This is a genomic window from Bordetella genomosp. 7, assembly GCF_002261415.1.
Taxonomy (GTDB): Bacteria; Pseudomonadota; Gammaproteobacteria; order Burkholderiales; family Burkholderiaceae_B; genus Bordetella_A.
On record NZ_NEVI01000015.1, the window covers coordinates 55,602 to 73,977 of the forward strand.

Annotated in this window: 18 protein-coding genes and 1 tRNA gene; 14 read left to right on the top strand and 5 right to left on the bottom strand. The window is 64.5% G+C overall.

Features of this window, described 5'->3' with window-relative positions:
• Positions 1 to 22: 22 nt before the first annotated feature.
• The gene (locus CAL18_RS09445; RefSeq protein WP_026638139.1) at positions 23 to 601 is read right to left on the bottom strand and encodes a nitroreductase family protein; all 579 of its coding nucleotides are present in this window, start codon (positions 599 to 601) and stop codon (positions 23 to 25) included.
• 127 nt (positions 602 to 728) lie between these two features.
• Positions 729 to 1,163 carry a Cd(II)/Pb(II)-responsive transcriptional regulator gene (gene cadR / locus CAL18_RS09450; protein ID WP_026638140.1) on the bottom strand — a complete coding sequence of 145 codons (435 nt, stop codon included), beginning with the start codon at positions 1,161 to 1,163 and terminating at the stop codon, positions 729 to 731.
• 112 nt (positions 1,164 to 1,275) lie between these two features.
• On the opposite strand from cadR, the gene CAL18_RS09455 reads away from it, so the two are divergent.
• From CAL18_RS09455 to CAL18_RS09470, 4 genes are all read left to right on the top strand, one after another.
• A complete protein-coding gene (locus tag CAL18_RS09455; protein ID WP_094817737.1) occupies positions 1,276 to 3,531 on the top strand; it encodes a heavy metal translocating P-type ATPase in 2,256 nt (751 codons plus the stop codon).
• A gap of 177 nt (positions 3,532 to 3,708) precedes the next feature.
• On the top strand, positions 3,709 to 4,491 hold the full coding sequence (locus CAL18_RS09460) for an amino acid ABC transporter substrate-binding protein (RefSeq protein WP_094796369.1): 783 nt from the start codon (positions 3,709 to 3,711) through the stop codon (positions 4,489 to 4,491).
• Positions 4,492 to 4,541: 50 nt separating this feature from the next.
• Positions 4,542 to 5,222, top strand: a complete 681-nt coding sequence (locus CAL18_RS09465; RefSeq protein ID WP_026638143.1) for an amino acid ABC transporter permease — start codon at positions 4,542 to 4,544, stop codon at positions 5,220 to 5,222.
• Positions 5,219 to 5,959: an amino acid ABC transporter ATP-binding protein gene (locus CAL18_RS09470; protein WP_026638144.1), complete on the top strand. Its 741-nt coding sequence runs from the start codon at positions 5,219 to 5,221 to the stop codon at positions 5,957 to 5,959. The genes CAL18_RS09465 and CAL18_RS09470 overlap by 4 nt, the downstream gene beginning before the upstream one ends.
• Before the next feature lie 164 nt (positions 5,960 to 6,123).
• Here the strand turns inward: CAL18_RS09470 and CAL18_RS09475 are convergent, their stop codons facing one another.
• Genes CAL18_RS09475 through CAL18_RS09485 form a run of 3 tightly spaced genes read right to left on the bottom strand, consistent with a single transcriptional unit; the run spans position 6,124 to position 9,162 of the window.
• A complete protein-coding gene (locus tag CAL18_RS09475; RefSeq protein ID WP_038851886.1) occupies positions 6,124 to 7,128 on the bottom strand; it encodes a Bug family tripartite tricarboxylate transporter substrate binding protein in 1,005 nt (334 codons plus the stop codon).
• Positions 7,129 to 7,176: 48 nt separating this feature from the next.
• Positions 7,177 to 7,986: a citryl-CoA lyase gene (locus CAL18_RS09480; protein ID WP_094817738.1), complete on the bottom strand. Its 810-nt coding sequence runs from the start codon at positions 7,984 to 7,986 to the stop codon at positions 7,177 to 7,179.
• A 12-nt stretch (positions 7,987 to 7,998) separates the two neighbouring features.
• Positions 7,999 to 9,162: a CaiB/BaiF CoA transferase family protein gene (locus CAL18_RS09485; protein WP_094817739.1), complete on the bottom strand. Its 1,164-nt coding sequence runs from the start codon at positions 9,160 to 9,162 to the stop codon at positions 7,999 to 8,001.
• Between the two features lie 113 nt (positions 9,163 to 9,275).
• On the opposite strand from CAL18_RS09485, the gene CAL18_RS09490 reads away from it, so the two are divergent.
• From CAL18_RS09490 to CAL18_RS09535, 10 genes are all read left to right on the top strand, one after another.
• The gene (locus CAL18_RS09490; protein WP_094817740.1) at positions 9,276 to 10,226 is read left to right on the top strand and encodes a LysR substrate-binding domain-containing protein; all 951 of its coding nucleotides are present in this window, start codon (positions 9,276 to 9,278) and stop codon (positions 10,224 to 10,226) included.
• The gene (gene xth, locus CAL18_RS09495) at positions 10,223 to 11,008 is read left to right on the top strand and encodes an exodeoxyribonuclease III (RefSeq protein ID WP_026638148.1); all 786 of its coding nucleotides are present in this window, start codon (positions 10,223 to 10,225) and stop codon (positions 11,006 to 11,008) included. The genes CAL18_RS09490 and xth overlap by 4 nt, the downstream gene beginning before the upstream one ends.
• Before the next feature lie 85 nt (positions 11,009 to 11,093).
• Positions 11,094 to 11,169 (top strand) — tRNA-Ala (locus tag CAL18_RS09500).
• Positions 11,170 to 11,472: 303 nt separating this feature from the next.
• Complete coding sequence (locus tag CAL18_RS09505; protein ID WP_094817741.1) at positions 11,473 to 12,654, top strand: ABC transporter substrate-binding protein; 1,182 nt, start codon at positions 11,473 to 11,475, stop codon at positions 12,652 to 12,654.
• Between the two features lie 123 nt (positions 12,655 to 12,777).
• Positions 12,778 to 13,659: a branched-chain amino acid ABC transporter permease gene (locus CAL18_RS09510; protein ID WP_026638150.1), complete on the top strand. Its 882-nt coding sequence runs from the start codon at positions 12,778 to 12,780 to the stop codon at positions 13,657 to 13,659.
• A complete protein-coding gene (locus tag CAL18_RS09515; RefSeq protein WP_094817742.1) occupies positions 13,656 to 14,609 on the top strand; it encodes a branched-chain amino acid ABC transporter permease in 954 nt (317 codons plus the stop codon). Before CAL18_RS09510 ends, CAL18_RS09515 begins: the two co-directional genes overlap by 4 nt.
• On the top strand, positions 14,587 to 15,303 hold the full coding sequence (locus CAL18_RS09520; protein WP_026638152.1) for an ABC transporter ATP-binding protein: 717 nt from the start codon (positions 14,587 to 14,589) through the stop codon (positions 15,301 to 15,303). The genes CAL18_RS09515 and CAL18_RS09520 overlap by 23 nt, the downstream gene beginning before the upstream one ends.
• A 6-nt stretch (positions 15,304 to 15,309) precedes the next feature.
• Complete coding sequence (locus CAL18_RS09525; RefSeq protein ID WP_026638153.1) at positions 15,310 to 16,032, top strand: ABC transporter ATP-binding protein; 723 nt, start codon at positions 15,310 to 15,312, stop codon at positions 16,030 to 16,032.
• A gap of 47 nt (positions 16,033 to 16,079) precedes the next feature.
• Positions 16,080 to 17,465 carry an amidase gene (locus CAL18_RS09530; protein WP_094796363.1) on the top strand — a complete coding sequence of 462 codons (1,386 nt, stop codon included), beginning with the start codon at positions 16,080 to 16,082 and terminating at the stop codon, positions 17,463 to 17,465.
• Positions 17,466 to 17,647: 182 nt separating this feature from the next.
• On the top strand, positions 17,648 to 18,337 hold the full coding sequence (locus tag CAL18_RS09535) for a DUF3313 domain-containing protein (RefSeq protein WP_094817743.1): 690 nt from the start codon (positions 17,648 to 17,650) through the stop codon (positions 18,335 to 18,337).
• Positions 18,338 to 18,376 lie beyond the last annotated feature (39 nt).

Here is an 18,376-nt window from a genome sequence, read left to right on the forward strand (position 1 = left end):
GCCCTACGACTTCCGGTCGGGCTCAGGCCCCCGTCCACTCCGTCACGAATTCGCGATAATCCGGGCGCTCGACCTGGGGCACGGCGCACGCCGGGGTGCCTATCGCCAGAAAGCCCAGGAAGCGGTATTCCAGGGAATCCAATCCCAGGGCTTCCTGCACTTCTTCCAGGTAAGTGCCCATGCCGGTGCTCCAGAACGCGCCGTAGCCCAGCATGTGCGTGGCATTCAGGATGTTCATCACCGAAGCGCCGGTGGCCAGCAACTGCTCCTGCTCGGGCACTTTGGGATTGTCGTGGTGGATCTGGTGCGCAAGGCCAATAAACAGGGGCACCTCGCTCATCCACTGCCGCACCGACTTTTCTTTTTCGGGCGTCATGCGCGGGTCGCCGCTGCGCTTGACGGCGTCCAGGGCAATATCGGCCAGGCGCGCGATGGCCTCGCCGCGGATCAGCACGAAACGCCAGGGGCGCAACCTGCCGTGGTCGGGCGCGCTCATGGCGGCTTGCAGGATCTGGTCCAGCTCTTCTTGTTTGGGCGCCGGTGCGCGCAAGAACTTCATGGACCTGCGGGAAGTCAAGGCATGCAAAGGAGTTGCTGTCATGGAAAGCACTATTCTTATCTAGTCGAGAAACATTCTCATCATACGCGGGCGGGCCCGCTCTGGCCCGTATCCCCCCGCACCGTTCAAGGTCATCGTCTCGCCCGCGTGGCCGGGGCGGTGGCGCCATTCAACCCAGATGGGTGTGGCGTTCGGGCCGCTCGTCCACCTGCATTTCGGACAGGCCATGCAGGATGCCGCAATCATCGGTATCGGGGCGCGCCGACAGGCAGCGCCGGCGCAGGTCGATCAGCTGCGCCTTCAATTGCGTCAGCTCGGCAATACGCGCGTCCACGTGGGAGATATGTTCATCGAACAGTTCGTTGATGGGTCCGCACCCCGCGCCGTGATTGTCGGCCAGCTGCAGAATGGCGCGAATCTCCTCGTGCGTCATGTCCAGCGCGCGGCAGTTGCGTATCAACCGCAACCGCTCCGCATGCGCGTCGCTGTAGGTGCGATAGTTGTTCAGGCCCCGGCCCGGCGCCGGCAACAAGCCTTCCTTTTCGTAATAGCGCACGGTTTCCACCGTCGTACCGGCCGCTTTGGCGAGTTCACCGATTTTCATGGCTTACCTCCATAAAACGCCGCGCGCCCCGCGAAAAACCGGACGCGCTTGACCCTATAGTAACTCCAGGGTGTGGAATGTGGGTTCATCCGACCAAGGCCCGACTCCACCGATGCCGTCCTCTTCTTCCGATAAGGCTGCCTGCTGCGTGCATGACCACGCGCAAGAACACCACGGCCACGATGCCTCGCACGGGCACGACCACTGCCACGCATCGCCGCCCGCGGGCCCCGCGCTCCTGCGCGCGGGGCCTGGGCAGCGACTGGCGCGGCTGCGCATCGGACAGATGGACTGCCCCACCGAAGAAACGTTGATCCGCAAAAAACTGGCGCAGCTTCCGGGCGTGGAAGACATGCACTTCAACCTGATGCAGCGGGTGCTGACCGTAGTGCATGGCGAAGGCACGCTCGATGCGGTACTGCAAGCCATCCGGTCGCTGGACATGACGCCTGAAGTCATGGCCGAAGACGCAGACGCCGCCCTTCCCCCGCCCGCCACGGCCCCCAGGCGGGCGCGCTACATGCTGGCCGCGGCCGGTGTGCTGGCCGCGCTGTCCGAGGCTGCCCATTTCGCGGCGCTGCCCTGGGCATTGCCGGCCATCCTGGCCATCGCGTCCATCCTGGCGTGCGGGCTGGGCACATACCGCAAGGGCTGGATCGCGCTGCGCAACGGCAACCTCAACATCAATGCCCTGATGAGCATCGCCGTCACGGGCGCAGTGCTGATCGGCCAGTGGCCCGAGGCGGCGATGGTGATGTTCCTGTTCAACGTGGCCGAGCTTATCGAAGCCCGCGCGCTGGACCGCGCGCGCAACGCGGTGCGCAGCCTGCTGGATCTGGCGCCCCAAGTGGCCACGGCGCGCCAGGCCGACGGCTCCTGGGCCGAAGTGCCGGTAACCGAGCTGGGGCATGGCGATTGGGTGCGGGTCAGGCCCGGCGAACGCATTGCCGCGGATGGCACTATCGCCGCAGGCAGCTCGGCCGTAGACCAGTCGGCCATTACCGGCGAAAGCCTGCCCGTGGACAAGACCGTGGGCGACGCCGTGTACGCCGGCACTGTGAATGCGCACGGATCGTTCGACTACCGAGTGACCGCCGCGGCCGGTGAAACCACCCTGGCGCGCATCATCCATGCCGTCGAGCAGGCCCAGGGCGCCCGTGCGCCCACACAGCGCTTCATCGACCGCTTCTCGCGCATCTACACGCCCATTGTGGTCGTGCTGGCATTGCTGGTGGCCGTGGCGCCGCCCCTGCTGTGGGGCCAGCCCTGGCTGGACGCGGTGTATCGCGCCCTGGCGCTGTTGATCATCGCCTGCCCCTGCGCATTGGTCATTTCTACGCCCGTCAGCATCGTCAGCGGCCTGACCGCCGCGGCGCGCCGCGGCATCTTGATCAAGGGCGGCGTGTACCTGGAAGACGGCCGCAAGCTCGACTGGCTGGCGCTGGACAAGACCGGCACGCTGACGCATGGCAAACCGGTATGCACCGAGCTACAGGTTCTTGGCGAACACGCGCAACACCCGGCCGCCCTGATGGCGGCGAGCCTGGCTTCCCGTTCGGACCACCCGGTATCCAGGGCCGTGGCGCAGGCCCATGCGGCGGCGGCCACTCCTCAACCGCTGCTCGACGTGCAGGACTTCGCTGCCTTGCCCGGGCGCGGCGTGCGCGGCCGCATCGGCCCCACCACACTGCACTTGGGCAACCTGCGGCTGATGCGCGAGCTGGGCGTGGCAACCAGTGACCTTCAGGCCCGCATGCAGGCGTACGAAGAACAGGGCCAGACCGCCATTGCCCTGACCGACGGCACGCGGGTGCTTGCCGTGGCGGCAGTGGCCGACACGCTCAAGCCCGGCAGCGCCGAGGCCGTGGCCGCTCTGCACCAGCTCGGTGTGCGCACCATGATGCTGACCGGCGACAACGCGCGCACGGCCGAGGCCATCGCTGCGCAGGCCGGCATCGACGAAGCGCATGGCGAGCTGCTGCCCGAGGACAAACTGCAAGCGGTGCAGGCAAAGCTGGGCAAGAGCGGCAAAGTCGGCATGGTGGGCGATGGCATCAACGACGCCCCCGCGCTGGCGCGCGCCGACATCGGCTTTGCCATGGGCGCCGCGGGCACCGGCGCCGCGATCGAAACCGCCGACGTAGCGCTCATGGACGACGACCTGCGCAAGATCGCGCACTTTGTACGGCTGTCGCGGGCCACGCACCGCATCCTGACCCAGAACATCGCGCTCGCGCTGGGCATCAAGGCAGTGTTCCTGGCGCTGGCCGTAACCGGCCACGCCACCCTGTGGATGGCCGTGTTTGCCGACGTGGGCGCCAGCCTGCTCGTGGTGGCCAACGGCTTGCGGCTGCTGCGCGCGCGTTGAAGGCAGGCGCCTGCGGCGCGCGGCTTGCCTCTGTCTGCCATATTTCCAAAAGCAATATTCTTAAGATTCTTCATGCTTTGTGGAAAAATAGGCGGCTTGTTACAGTGCTTTCTCAATAGCGTGGGCAGCTCACAAGGCCGCCCCCGCTCGAATGACGACACTCACTGGAGCACCCACATGAAACCGCTACGTTCCATCCTGCTGGCCGGCCTGCTGCAACTCAGCGTCGCCGTCGGCGCCCAGGCCGCGGACGATCTGGCCGCCATCAAGTCCGCCGGCGTCATCAAGATCGGCACCGAAGGCACCTACGCCCCTTTCACCTACCACGATGCTTCCGGCGCGCTGACCGGTTTCGACGTCGAGATCGGCCGCGCCATCGCCGAGCGCCTGGGCGTGAAAGCCGAATTCGTAGAGGGCAAGTGGGACGGCCTGATCGCGGGCCTGGACGTCAAGCGCTACGACGCCGTCATCAACCAGGTCGGCATTACCGAAGCGCGTAAAGCCAAGTACGATTTTTCGGATCCGTACATTGCTTCGCAAGCGGTGCTGATCGTGCGCGAAGACAACAACGACATCAAGAGCTTCAACGACCTGAAGGGCAAGCGTTCGGCCAATACGCTGACGAGCAACTTCGGCAAGCTGGCCCAGAAATACGGCGCCCAGGTGGTTGCGGTGCAGGGTTTCAATGAAAGCATCGACCTGCTGACTTCCGGACGCGTTGACGCCACCATCAACGACAATCTGTCATTCCTGGACTTCAAGAAGCACAAGCCGGGCGCCAAGGTCAAAGTAGTTGATAGCGACAAAAGCGCCGAATTCAGCGAATCGGGCGTACTGATCCGCCAGGGCAACCCGGAACTGCGGGCCGCCATCAACAAGGCGCTGGCCGACATCAAGGCCGACGGCACGTACAAGAATATATCGGTCAAGTATTTCGGCACCGACCTGTCGGCGCAGTAATCGCCGCCCGCACCAGTCCTTCGACTCGATAACAAGGAAACATCGCCACCGTGCCCGCCTGGCTGCAGTTGATGCTCGATTCATTCTGGCCCTTGCTGCAGGCGGGGCTGAAGTTCACGGTTCCGCTGACCTTGTTGTCGTTTGCCGGCGGCCTGGTGCTGGCTTTCGTGGTCGCCCTGATCCGGCTGTTCGGGCCGGCGCCGTTGGTGGCGCTGGTGCGCTTTTATGTGTGGCTGATACGGGGCACGCCGCTGCTGGTGCAGCTGTTCGTGATTTTCTACGGCCTGCCCAGTGTCGGCATCGTGCTGGACCCGCTGCCGGCGGCGCTGATCGGCTTTACGCTGAATGTGGGCGCGTATAACTCCGAGGTGATACGCGGCGCCATCGAGTCGATTTCCAAAGGCCAGTGGGAAGCCGCCTACTCGCTGAGCATGACTCGCGGGCAGGCGCTGCGGCGCACCGTGCTGCCGCAGGCGGCCCGGGTGGCGGTGCCGCCGCTGTCGAATTCGTTCATCTCGCTGGTCAAAGACACATCGCTGGCCGCCGTACTGACCGTGCCCGAGATATTCCAGGCGGCGCAGCGCATCGCCGCGGTGACGTACGAGCCGCTGATCCTGTACACCGAAGCCGCGCTGATCTACCTGGTGTTCTGCTCGGTGCTGTCGGCTGCGCAAACGCGACTCGAGCGCCGCTTCGGCCAGCACGCGGTATTTTCCGAGAGAAACCGATGATCGCGCTGACGCAGATCGACAAATTCTTCGGCAGCCACCAGGTTCTGGACAAAGTCGACGTCACCATTGCCGAAGGCACGGTGACGGCGTTGATAGGGCCTTCGGGCAGCGGCAAGAGCACGCTGCTGCGCTGCGTGAACCTGCTTGAAACGCCCGATGCGGGCACCTTGCGGCTGGGCGATGAAACGGTGCGCTTCGATGCACGCCATAAGCTGTCGCGCGACGCGGTGCAGCGCGTACGCATGCAGACGGGCATGGTGTTCCAGAACTTCCAGCTGTTTCCGCACCAGACGGTTGTCGATAACGTAATGGAAGGCCTGGTCACTGTGCAGAAGTGGCCCAGAGCACGGGCACGCGAGCGTGCGCTCGAGCTGCTGGCCAAGGTGGGCATGCAGGCCAAGGCCGACGCATGGCCGCTGAATCTGTCTGGCGGGCAGCAGCAGCGCGTGGCCATCGCACGCGCACTGGCGCCGTCGCCGCGCGTACTGCTGTGCGACGAGCCGACTTCGGCGCTCGACCCCGGCCTGGCAGCCGAGGTCGTTGATGTGCTCAAGCAGCTGGCCAGCGAAGGCATGACGATGCTGATGGCCACGCACGACCTGCGCCTGGCCGCCGCGATATCGCGCGAAGCGGTGTTCCTGCAGGACGGGCGCGTCGTCGAGTCCGGTCCGTCGGCCGACCTCTTCAGCCACCCGCGCGACCCGCGCACGGAAGCGTTCATCTCCACGCTGAAATAGGCGGCGCTGTGCGTACGCGGCATGGTGTCTGACACCCTACGGGAGTCAGACACCTTCACAACCGCCCCCGTACAGCCGAACCACGCGAACCAGGTGTCTGACTCCCGCAGGGTGTCAGACACCTTCATCACGGCAAGGCGCGAGCACGCGCCTGATTCACCGCATCAGTTAACCATCGCTCCCGAGCGGCGCACCAGGTCTGACCACTTGCCCATTTCTGCCTGCTGGAAGCTGGCGAGATTGCGGGTGGATTCGCCGCCCTGCTCCACGCCCTGGCTGGCCAGTCGCTTGAGCACGGCGGGATCGCCCAGCGCATCCTGCGCCGCCTTGCGCAGGGTCGCCAGCACCGGCTCGGGCGTGGCGGAAGGGGCATAGAGCATGAACCAGGCCACCAGGTCAAAATCGCTGCCGGTTTGCTCGGCGATGCTGGGCACGTCCGGCGCCGCGGCGCTGCGCCGCACGCTGGACACGCCCAGGGCGCGCAACTTGCCGGCCTGGATGTGCGGCATGACCGCCGCCGGATGGTAAAACATGAACTGCACCTGGCCCGACATCACATCCGACACGGCCATGCCGCCTTCTTTGTAAGGCACGTGCAGCATTTCGCCGCCCAGCCGGGCCTTGAGCAGTTCACCGGCCAGATGGCCCGACGTGCCGCTGCCGGCCGATGCGAACGCGACGCCGGGCGACTTGGCCGAGGCGGCAGCCAGCTCTTTCAGCGTCTGGATTCCCGACCCCGTGCCCGTCACCAGGAAAGTGGGCGTCTGGCCCACGAAGGCCACCGGCGCAAAATCCTTCACAGGGTCGTATCCGGGGTTCTTGTACAGCGCCTGGTTGATGGCATGCGTGCCTACCGTGCCCATTACCAGCGTATAGCCATCCGGAGCGGCCCGCGCCACCTGCGCCGTGCCGATGGTGCCGCCGCCCCCGGCCTTGTTCTCGACCACCACTTGCTGGCCCAGGGGCTTGGCCAGAGCCTCGGCGATGATGCGGCTGATGGTGTCGGTGGTCGTGCCGGGGCCGAACGGCACCACCATGCGCACCGGGCGGTCCGGGTAAGCGGCCGCCTGCGCCGGCAGGCCTGCCACGCCCAGCGCCGCGGCCAGCATGGCGCCGAGCAGGCCACGGCGCAACCGCGCCTGCGGGTACTGCGGGGTAACTGTTGTCATGGTCTCTCCTCCTGTTGTTGGTATGTATAAGCGCGCCGGCTGGCGTCGCTATGGCCGCGCCTGCCCGAAACCCGGGGGTACTTCGCCTTGGTACTGCACTTGCCGCGTAGCCTGGTACGACAGGGCAAACCCGATGGGAGCTTCCTGTTCTTCGGTCAGGTGGGCGATCAGCCCGGCGGCGCGCGCCAGAATCGGCACGCCCTTCAAAGCCTGCAATGGAAAGCCCACCCCCAGCAGCACGGCCGGAATCGCTGCAGACACATTCAGCCTCAGGTCTTTGCCCACGATGCCGGGAATCACGTGTTCCACCGCCTCGGCAATGGCCACGTACTGCATGCCGGCCCCGCTTTCGCGGGCGACTTCGAACAGACGGGCCACACGCGGATCGCGCGTCTTGTGCAAGGGGTGGCCATAACCGGGAATCGCGCGCCCTGCACGGCGGTATTCGGTAACCACCGCGCGCGCGGCGGCGACCATGTCGCCGCCCTGCCCGGCGCGCGTCTCGATCGCGCGGAACAGCTGGCCGGCGGTTTCCGCCGCGCCCAGGATCACCGAGCCGCAGCCCAGAATGCCGGCTGCGACTGCCCCTTGCAGGGCATCGGGCGCAGCCGCCAGCGTCATGCGGCTGGCTTGCACGCTGGGCACCAGACCATGCTCGGCAATGGCCACCAAGGTGGCGTTCAACACCGCGCTGGCCGGCGCGTCGGCACGCCGCCCCGTCACCAGCAGGTAGAAGTAATCCCCGAACGCCATCTTGCCGATCAGGTCCTGGCACAGATCCGCGCCGCGCACCACGATCGTGTGTTCGTCGGACGTGCAGATCGATGTGCGGGGTACGGTTTCCTTGCCGATTTTCATGATGCGTCCTTGTCAGAGTGAGGCGCCCGGCTGCCGCGTCCGGCCAGCCTGCAATGTCGCCCGGATTTCATCGTTATGCTCGCCCAGTTCGGGTGGCGGCATCACCTGTGTGGGCAGCAGGCCGTCGAACGACACGGGAGAGCGCACTGTCTTCCATGGCCCGCGCTTCGGATGCACGCCCTCTATCTCGATCTGCAGGTGCCGCGCCTGCGGGTCCTGCAGCGCTTCGCGGGTGTCGTACATCGGCGCATGCGGCACGTCCAGTGCCGCCAGGCGCTGGCACCAGGCCTGGCGCGTGCGGTTCGCGAAAATTCCGCCCAGCAATTCGATAAGCGCTTCCTGGTGTGCAATACGGCCCTCGCGGGTGGCAAAACGCGGATCCTTGAAAATATCCGGCTGCTCTATCGCTTCGGCCAGCGCCCGCCAGAACTTTTCGGGCGAAGACATGTGCAGCGCGATCCATTTTCCATCGGCGCACCGCAACGTGTACGACTGCGACACGCTGGGACGGCTATAGGGACCCATCACATCGCCCTCCGAGAATAAGTGCGTGAAAGCGTCCAGGTTGAAATGGCACATGGCTTCAAGCATGGACACATCCACCCGCTTGCCCAGGCCCGTGCGGGCGCGCTCCACCAGCGCGCCCAGCACGCCGTATGCGGCATAGAAGCCGGTAAGCGCATCGGCAATGGCAGGCCCGACCACGCGCGGGTTGGCCGGATTGACCAGCAGGTTGAGAAACCCGCTGGCCGCCTGCGCCACCGTGTCGTAGGCCGGCCGTCCGGCGGCCGGGCCGCTTTGCCCGAAGCCGCTGATGGCGCAGTACACCAGACGGGGGTTCAATTCCCGCAGCCGCGCTTCACCGGCGCCCAGGCGCTCGGCCGTGCCGGGCCGGAAGTTCTGGATATACACATCGGCGCGCCGGATCAGCGCATCGAACACCCCGGCGTCGTCGGGATCGCGCGCATCCAGTTCTATGCTGCGCTTGTTGCGGTTGTAAGTCTGAAAATGCGGGCTGTACAGGCCGCCCTTGAAGGCACGGAACGGATCGCCGGTGCCGGGCTGTTCCACCTTGATCACGTCAGCGCCCAGGTCCGCCAGCAACATGCCGGCGGCGGGCCCCGTAATGAAAGTGCCCTGCTCCACGACCACGATGCCTTCCAGTACCTTGCCCATGCCCGCTCCCCCGCAGATTCGATATAGCTGCAAGACTAGCCAGCACTGACAAATGATGGAAATGATTAATTTCTTCACATATCATTGATGCCATCGATCATTTGGGGCGGGCAATGGAACTCCGGCACCTGCGGTACTTCATCGCCCTGGCGGGGTCGCTGAACTTCACGCGCGCCGCCGAACGCGTGCACGTCACGCAGTCCACCCTGTCGCACCAGATCCGCCAGCTCGAAGAAGAAATCGGCCAGCGCCTGTTCGACCGCGTCGGCAAACGGGTGGTGATCACGGCCGCCGGCGAGATCTTCCTGGACTACGCCACGCGCGCCCTGCGCGAAATCGACCAGGGCCTGGGGCAGCTCAAGCAAAGCGCCGCCTCGATCACCGGCGAATTGCGCGTCGGCACCACCCACACCTTCAACCAGAGCTTCATTCCCGAGTGCATGGCGACGCTTCTGCGGCACCATCCCACCGTGCAGCTCGTCATCGAAGAACTGGCCGCCGACACCATTGCCGCGCGGCTCGAGGCGCGCGAACTCGACCTGGGCGTGGCCTACCGGCCCGAATCCAACAGCACGCTGCGGTTCGAGCCGCTGTTCAATGAAGAACTGGTGCTGGTGGTGTCCGATGCGCATCCCCTGGCCAACCGCAAGCGCATCCGCATGATCGAACTGCATCGCGAACCCATGGTGCTGCTGCCGGCCAGTTTCTCGACGCGCAGGCTGCTCAACGAGTGCTTTGCGGCCTCGGGCGCCGAACCCAGCGTCGTGGCCGAAACCAACACCATCGCGGCCATGCTGGGCATGGTGGCCCGCGTGCCCGTTGCCGCCATCGTCGCGCCCAGCGCCATCACGCCCAATGCCGCGTTGCGAGTCATCCCCATGGAAAACCCCACGCCCATGCGCACGCCGGGCCTGCTCCTGAACCCCGCCGTGCCGCAAAACCGGGCGGGCCGCGCATTTGCCGGCCTGCTGCGCAAACAGGCCATCGGGGCCGGCGTGGCCGGCGCTACGCGGTATCATCGGGGCCACACTGAAGACGCCGGCCATACCCCCACAAACGCATGAAACTTGCCACCTGGAACATCAATTCGCTCAAAGTACGCCTGCCCCAAGTACTGGACTGGCTCGCCGCCAATCCCGTGGATGCGCTGTGCCTGCAAGAGCTGAAACTCACCGACGAGAACTTCCCGCTCGACGCTTTCACGCAGATGGGTTACCACGCCGCCTGGGCCGGCCAGAAAACCTATAACGGCGTCGCCATCCTGACGCGCGAACCGGGCTCGGCCATGGTGCGCAACATCCCGGGAATGGACGACCCGCAACAACGCCTGCTGGCCATTACCCTGCCCTCGCCGGCCGGCGACGTGCGCATCGTCTGCGTGTACTGCCCCAACGGCCAGGCGGTCGGCAGCGACAAATACGCCTACAAGCTCGACTGGTTCCAGCATTTGCATCGCTGGCTGGGCGAAGAGCTGCAGGCGTATCCGCGCCTGGCCATACTGGGCGACTACAACGTGGCGCCGGCCGACGAAGATGTGCACAACCCGGCCAAGTGGGAAGGCCAGGTACTCGTGTCCGAACCCGAACGCGCGGCGTTTCGCGCCCTGCTCGACCTGGGGCTCACCGATTCGTTCCGGATGTTCGAGCAGCCCGAAAAATCGTTCAGCTGGTGGGACTACCGCCAGTTTGCGTTCCGCCGCAACGCGGGCTTGCGCATCGACCACATCCTGTTGTCCGCCCCCCTTGCCCAGCGCTGCGTATCGTGCGTCATCGACAAGGCTCCGCGATCGAACGAGCAGCCATCGGACCATACTCCGGTGGTGGCTACCCTGGACCTGGCGGGCTGAACCGGGCACATCCGGCGCGCGGCCGGTTTGCGCCATATTCGTTTGCGGGGCTTTTGCAGAATATGCTATAGTTCCGCGCTCGATTGGGGCGGTAGCTCAGCTGGGAGAGCGTCGCGTTCGCAATGCGAAGGTCGGGAGTTCGATCCTCCTCCGCTCCACCAAAATTCCCAAGAAAAAGCCCGCTGGATTTGTCATCCAGCGGGCTTTTCTGTTTCGTGCGGTTGACATCTGGCCGAGCCACCACATGCGTATGGTTCGAGCTGTCCGCATTGTGAACACGATGCCGAATTCTGTATACGCTTCCGCATACAACTGTCTATATACTGGTTGCCCTAGCTACGACCCTGACAATCGCCAGGGTGCTTTCCGTACCGCCACCGCTTGCGCGCCATCGGAAGCCGAAGAAAGTGAATTGCCGCTCCACGCAGTGTTTGTGCAGTTGAAATTTTCTTTAGGGGAAAACCATGAAAGCTCACAACAGATTCATAAAAGGCAGTCTGGCGGCCGTCGTGTGCGCGTCCGCGCTTTCGATGCCCGCGCTTGCGCAGGTCAAGGTTGGCGTCATTAATAGTTTGTCAGGCAACTTCGCGGCTTTCGGGCAGCGGTACAACACGGGCATGCAGGTGGCCCTGGAAGAAATCAATGCCAACGGCGGCATCAACGGCCAAAAGCTCGAACTGATCGTCCAGGACGACCGCTCCGACGCACAGAGCGCCCTGGCGGCGGTGGAATCGCTGAACAAGCAAGGCGTGCCGCTGATCATAGGGTCGTATGCCTCGGGGATCACCGGCCCCATGTCCAAGCTGGCCTCACGCCAGAAGATCCCGCTGATCGTGCTGGGCAGCGCCGACGATTCGATCACCAAGCCCGGGTCGCCCTGGGTGTTCCGGGCCAAGCACAATTCCACCATCGTGGCGAATGTGTATTTCGATTACTTCGACTATTTGCGCAAGAGTAACGGCGACCTGAAGAAGATCGCCATCATGCACGACAATGGGGCGTGGCCCACTTCGGTCAGCGAAGAAGGCGCGCGCCAGGCGGAAAAGCGGGGCTATGAAATCGTGGGCAAGCAGGCCTATGACCAGGGCACGACGGACTTCCGGCCGATACTGAACAAGTTTCGCGCCGACGAGCCCGACATTCTGCTGACGAGCTCGTATGCCGATGACGGCATCGCCATTGCCCGGCAAATCAAGGAAGTGGGCCTGAATGCCCAGGTGGTGGCCATCGATACGGCCTCGTCCATGATCAGCTTCATCCAGCAGGTGGGCCCGCAATCGGAAAACATCGTGTCGGCCGTAAGCTGGAGCCCGGACGTCAAGTACGAAGGCACGCCCGAACTCTATGAGCGCCTGAAGGCCAAGGCCAAGGAAGAACCTTCTTTCTACGAGGCCGAGGGTTACCTGGCGCTGACGGTCGCGGCCGACGCCCTGCGCCGCGCCAAATCGACCGACCGCGAAAAAGTGCGCGATGCTCTTGCCGGCACCGACCTCAAGACGCCCGTCACCGACGTGACGTTCAAGGATTACGACGGCTTCAAGGGCCAGAATCCGATCAAGAGCGTCATCATCCAGATCCAGGACGGCAAGCACGTCACGGTGTACCCCGACAACCTGGCTTCGCAGAAAGCCAAACTGTCGAACTGAAGGCGGGCTATTCCGCAGCCATGGCCACCTGCCGCGTTGCGGCCGCATGTGGCCATGGCTGCCGATGCTCTATCGCATTCAACACGGCGGCCGGCGGCAGCCGGCCGGCGCAAGGGCCGCTAGATGGATTATGTTTCGTTTGTTCAGAACCTCTCTAACGGGGTGCTGATCGGGGCCGTGTACGCCCTGATAGGCGTGGGCCTGACCCTGGTGTTCGGCGTCATGCGCACGATCAACTTTGCCCACGGCGATTTTGTGGTGCTGGGCATGTATTTCGCGGTGCTGCTCAACGGCCTGTTCGGGTGGGACCCCTACCTGACGCTGGTCCCGGCCATTCCCTTGGGGTTCATCGTGGGCGCGCTGATGCAGAAACTGGTGCTGACCCGCGTGATCGACGCCAAGCCCGAAACCATGATGCTGGCCACCCTGGGCATTTCCCTGGTGATTGCCAACCTGCTGCTGCTGACGTTCGGCGGCGAGCCGAAATCGGTCAACGTTGCGTACGCCGCAAGTACGCTGGCACTGGGCAATATCCGCATTTCCATCGTGCTGTTGTTGGCTGGCCTGGCCACCGTCGCGGTTATCGCCAGCCTGTATCTGCTGCTGAACCGTACCGAGATCGGACGCGCCATCAAGGCCACCGCCGAAAACCGGCTCGGCGCGGAGCTGGTTGGCATCAATACCAAGCGCATGCAGGCCATCGTGTTCGGCCTGGGCATGGCGCTCGCCGTCACCGCGGGTGTGGCGCTGATCCCTCTGCTGTTCGCCTCGCCGGTCACCACGGGCGCGCTGTTCACCCTCAAGGCTTTCGTGGTCACCGTGCTGGGCGGGCTCGGCAACATTGGCGCCGCCATCATCGGCGGCCTGCTGCTGGGCGTGGTCGAGGTGCTGGGGGCCTCTTACCTGGATTCGGCATATCGCGACGCCTACGGGCTGGTGGCGTTCCTGGTGGTGCTGCTGGTCAAGCCCGAAGGTCTCTTTGGCAAAACGGTGAAACGGGTATGAGCAAGCAAGTATTGATTCTGGCCGCGCTGATCGTCGCGGCAGCCTGCTACCCCGCGACGGGCTCGGCCTACATCACGGTCGGGATCTCTGTGTTGCTGTTCACCGGGTGGGCAACGTCGTGGAATATTCTTGGCGGCTGGGCGGGCCAGCTCAGCCTGGGACATGCCAGCTTTGTGGGCCTGGGCGCCTATTTCGTGGCGATCGGGGCATCGCAGTTCGGCTGGGCGCCCTGGTGGTCCGTTCTGCTGGCCATGGGCGTGGCCGCAGTCATGGCGCTTGTATGGGGTGGACTGACGTTCGGGCTGCGCGGCCCCTACTTCGCGCTGTCCACTATCGCCATTGCCGAAATTCTGCGGCTGGTCGCCATCAACGAAGGCTGGCTTACCGGTGGAGCCTCGGGCGTGTTCATTGACACCTTGCCCGAACCTTTCGGCGTGGACCTGTTCGACAAGACCACGCAGTATTACCTGGCCCTGGCCTACGCCGCGATCACGCTGGCCGTGGTGGTGTTCATTTCCCGGCGCAGGTTCGGCTTCCAGCTCAAGGCCGTGCGCGACAACGAAGAGGCCGCGATGGCCGCCGGCATCAATCCCACCGCAGTCAAGCTGAAAGCCTTCGTGCTGTCGGGCATGCTGACCGCGCTGGGCGGCGGCGTCTACGGGATATTCCTGTCGTTTATCGAGCCGCACATCATATTCAACCTGTTGTTATCCGTGCAGATTGCGCTGACGGTCATCATCGGCGGACGCGGCACGATCTGGGGGCCGGCCGTGGGCGCCGCGCTGTTGGTGATATCGGGAGAAGTCTTTCGCACGGCCTTTGCGCAAGCCAATATGCTGGTCTATGGGGTGCTGATACTGGTGGTGATCCTGCTGCTGCCGCGCGGCATCATGGGCGAGTATGTGTACAAGCTGACCAGGAAGAAATATGCAAACCGTGCTCAGGGCTGACAACATCAAGGTGCAGTTCGGCGGGCTGGTGGCAGTCAACGATGTTTCGTTGGCCTTGAACCAGGGGCAGATACTGGGCCTGATCGGCCCGAATGGCGCCGGCAAATCTACGCTGTTCAACGCCATTACCGGGTTTGCCCCGGTAGCCGCGGGCACGGTCACTTTCATGGAACACGATGTGACGCGCCTGCCGCCCTACGTGCGCACGCGCCTGGGTATGGGCCGCACGTTCCAGACCGAGCGGCCCTATGAAGAAATGACCGTGCTGGAAAATGTACTGGTCGCGGCGTTCCTGAAGCACCCGCGGCGCAAAGACGCCGAAGGCGTGGCGCGGGCTGCGCTGCAACGCGTGGGGTTGGCGGATCGGGCCGACCAGCTCACCACCGACCTGAACCTGGCCCGCCTGCGTCGCCTGGAACTGGCCAAGGCGTTGGCACTGGAGCCGCGCATTCTCTTCCTGGACGAGATCATGGCGGGGTTGAACCCTCCGGCCCTGAAAGAAATGATTGCGCTGCTGCGCACCCTGACGGCCACGGGGGTTTCCATCGTGATGGTCGAGCACATCATGGAAGCCATCATTCAGCTGGCCGATCACGTCATTGTGCTGGCCAGCGGAAACAAGATTGCGGAAGGCGCGGCCACCGATGTCATCCATGACGAGAATGTCATCGAAGCTTACCTGGGCACGGACTGAAAGCACATGATCGATGAAGACATCATATTGACGGTCGAAGATATCGACCTGGGTTATGGCGCGTTACAGGTGGTCTTTGGCGTATCGCTCGTCATCAGGAAAAACGAGCTGGTTGGCCTGGTGGGCGGCAACGGCAGCGGCAAGTCGACCATCCTGCGCGCCGTGTCCGGCATGATCCGGCCCTGGAAGGGGCGGATCATGTTCAAGGGCGAAGACATCGCCGGCCTGGCGCCGCACCAGATGGCCGAGCGCGGCCTGGCGCACGTGCCCATGGGCCGGCAGTTGTTTCCCAACCTCAGCGTCAAAGACAACATCCTGCTGGGGGCATACCTGCCGCGCCTGCGCGCCAACAGAAAGGCCAGCCTGGACCGCGTGTTCTCGCTGTTTCCGGACGTCGAAAAATTCGCCAGTTCGCCGGCCGGGTCGCTATCGGGCGGCCAGCAGCAAATGGTGGCCATCGGCCGCGCGCTGATGCTGGAGCCCCGCCTGCTGATCATGGATGAACCCAGCCTGGGCCTGTCGCCGCTGTATGTGAAACAAGTCATGCAGACCATTAGACGCGTCGCGGACCTGGGGTTTCCGGTATTGCTGGTCGAACAGAATATCAAGCAGGTGCTGCAATGCAGCGACCGCGCCTATGTGCTGGAGAACGGGCGCCTGGTGCTGGACGGCCCGTCGAAGATGCTGGAAGGCCACCCCATGATCAGAAAGGCCTATCTGGGCCTCTAGGCCCTGCGGCCGGCAAGTATGGAAGGTTATTTTCGGAGAATGACATCATGAGCGATTTACCGGTGGATCCTTTCGCGGCGGGGGGCCTGGAGGCGTTTGCGGCGGAATTCCGTGCGGGGCGGGTGACTTCGGAAGCGGTTACGCGGGCGTATCTCGAACGCATCGAAAAACTGGATGCCCGGCTGGGCGCGTTCGAATCGGTGGCCGCCGACAGCGCCATCGCCACCGCGCGAGCCATGGACGCCTTGATCAAGACGGGCGCCGACCTGGGGCCGCTGATGGGCGTGCCCATCGCCATCAAGGATGTGTTCGTGATTTCCGGCATGCCCGCGCCGCGCGTGGGCTCCAACATGGAGCTGCCCGATATCCTGGGCGCTTCGGAAGCGATATTCATCCAGGCGCTGCGCCGCGCCGGCTGCGTGTTCCTGGGGCAGACCAAGGCAGTCGAACTATGCCTGGGCATCACCGGCCATTCCAGCCCGCGCGGCACGCCCTGGAACCCTGCGGACATGCAGCAACAGCGCGCCCCGGGCGGATCGAGCTCGGGCTCGGGCGTGGCGATGGGCGCCGGCCTGTGTGCGTTGGCCATCGGCACGGATTCGGGCGGTTCGGTGCGCGTGCCGGCCGCCTTCAACGGTATGTTCGGCATCAAGACTACGGTGGGCCTGTGGCCCACGGACGGCGCATTTCCGCTGGACCCGCGTGTCGATTCCATCGGATTGATCACGCGCACAGCCAAAGACGCCCTGCTGGCCTTCGACACGATTTCGTCAATACTGTTCGGATACCAATACGACACCCGGCCTTCCATGCCCCGCCTGGATCGGCTTTGCCTGGGCGTGCCCACCAACCATTTCGGCGACAACCTTGATGTGCAGATAGGCGACGCATTCCATCGCGCCAATGAGCGTCTGCGCAAAAACGGCTGCCTGCTGCAAGACATCGTGGTTCCCGAGGCGCCCGAACGCGCCGGCTACTTTCCGGTATCCATGCCGGCGTCATTGTTGTCCATACTGGGCAAAGACCGCTACCTGGCGCAGAAAGACCTGATGGATCCGGTGATCGCCCGGCGCGTCGAATCCGGGCTGGAAGCCAAGGCGTACGAGTTCCTGGCGCTGGAAGACAAGCGCACCAAGAGCCGCGCGTCAGCCGCGCGGCGATTCGCAGGCTACGACGCCTGGGTCAGCCCCACCACCGCCGATTTTCCGCCACTCTTGTCCGACCTGGCCGACCCCGACAAAGGCCTGCGCCTGGCCTTGGGCATGACGCAGAACACCCAGCCCGCCAACTACCTTGGCCTGTGCGCGGCGTCGCTACCCCTGCCGGTGGACGGATTGCCCATCGGCTATCAGTTGATGGGCGCGCCGAACAATGACCGGCGACTGCTGGAAATCGCCGTTGAAGTAGAAAAAGCCCTTGCGGCGCCGCTGTAATAGAACTGTCGGTACGCACGCACTGCCGCTTGCGTGGCCGGCTTGCCCGGCGTAGCCGCCGGCAACCGCGGCGGCCATTGCTGACCGGCGGCGGACGCAGTACGCTCTTTGCCTGCGCTGCCCGCGCCACAGGCGCGGGTAGCGATGCCGCAATTCATTTCCGCCCACCCTAGGAGCAATCGATGAAGAAAATCAACAAGACACTGCGCACGCTCGGCCTTGCCGTATGCGCCTCGGCCCTGCTGGCGGCCTGCAGCACGCCGGCGCCCGAGCAATCGGGCTTCTTGTCGGATTACTCCCAGCTGCGCAAGGCTCCGGCTCCCGGTGGTGGCACCCGCCTGGCTTACCTGAACCCCAACTTCACGGCAGACCGCTACCAGGCGGTGTGGCTGGACCGGGTGGTGTTCTACCCGCAGCCGCAGCCCACGCAGGACGTATCCGCCCAGACGCTGGAACAGATCCGCGCGAACGTGGAGCAAGCGTTGCGCCAGAAAATCGGCGAGCAGGTGCGGCTGGCCGACCATGCCGGGGCGGGCGTGGCGCGCGTCAGCGTCGCGATCACCGCCGTAGGCGCCGAGACCGAATCGCTCAAGGCCTATCAGTACATTCCCGTCGCACTGGTGCTTACGGGCGCCAAGGCCGCGCTTGAAGGCGGCCGCCCGCGCGAAGCGTCCATTGCTATAGAGACACGCGTGGTCGACAGCGTGACCAACGAACTGCTGTATGCCGCGGTGCGCGGGGGCACCGGCGAACAGGTGGCCAACGCGGCGCAGGGGCAAGCGGGCGTGCAGCCATCCAGCCTGCAGCCCCTGATCGACGAATGGACCACCGGGGCCGCCGGCGAAATTCACAAATATGTGAAAGCAAAGTAAACGCGCACCTGGGGGAAGCGGCGCGTTCATCCACACGTA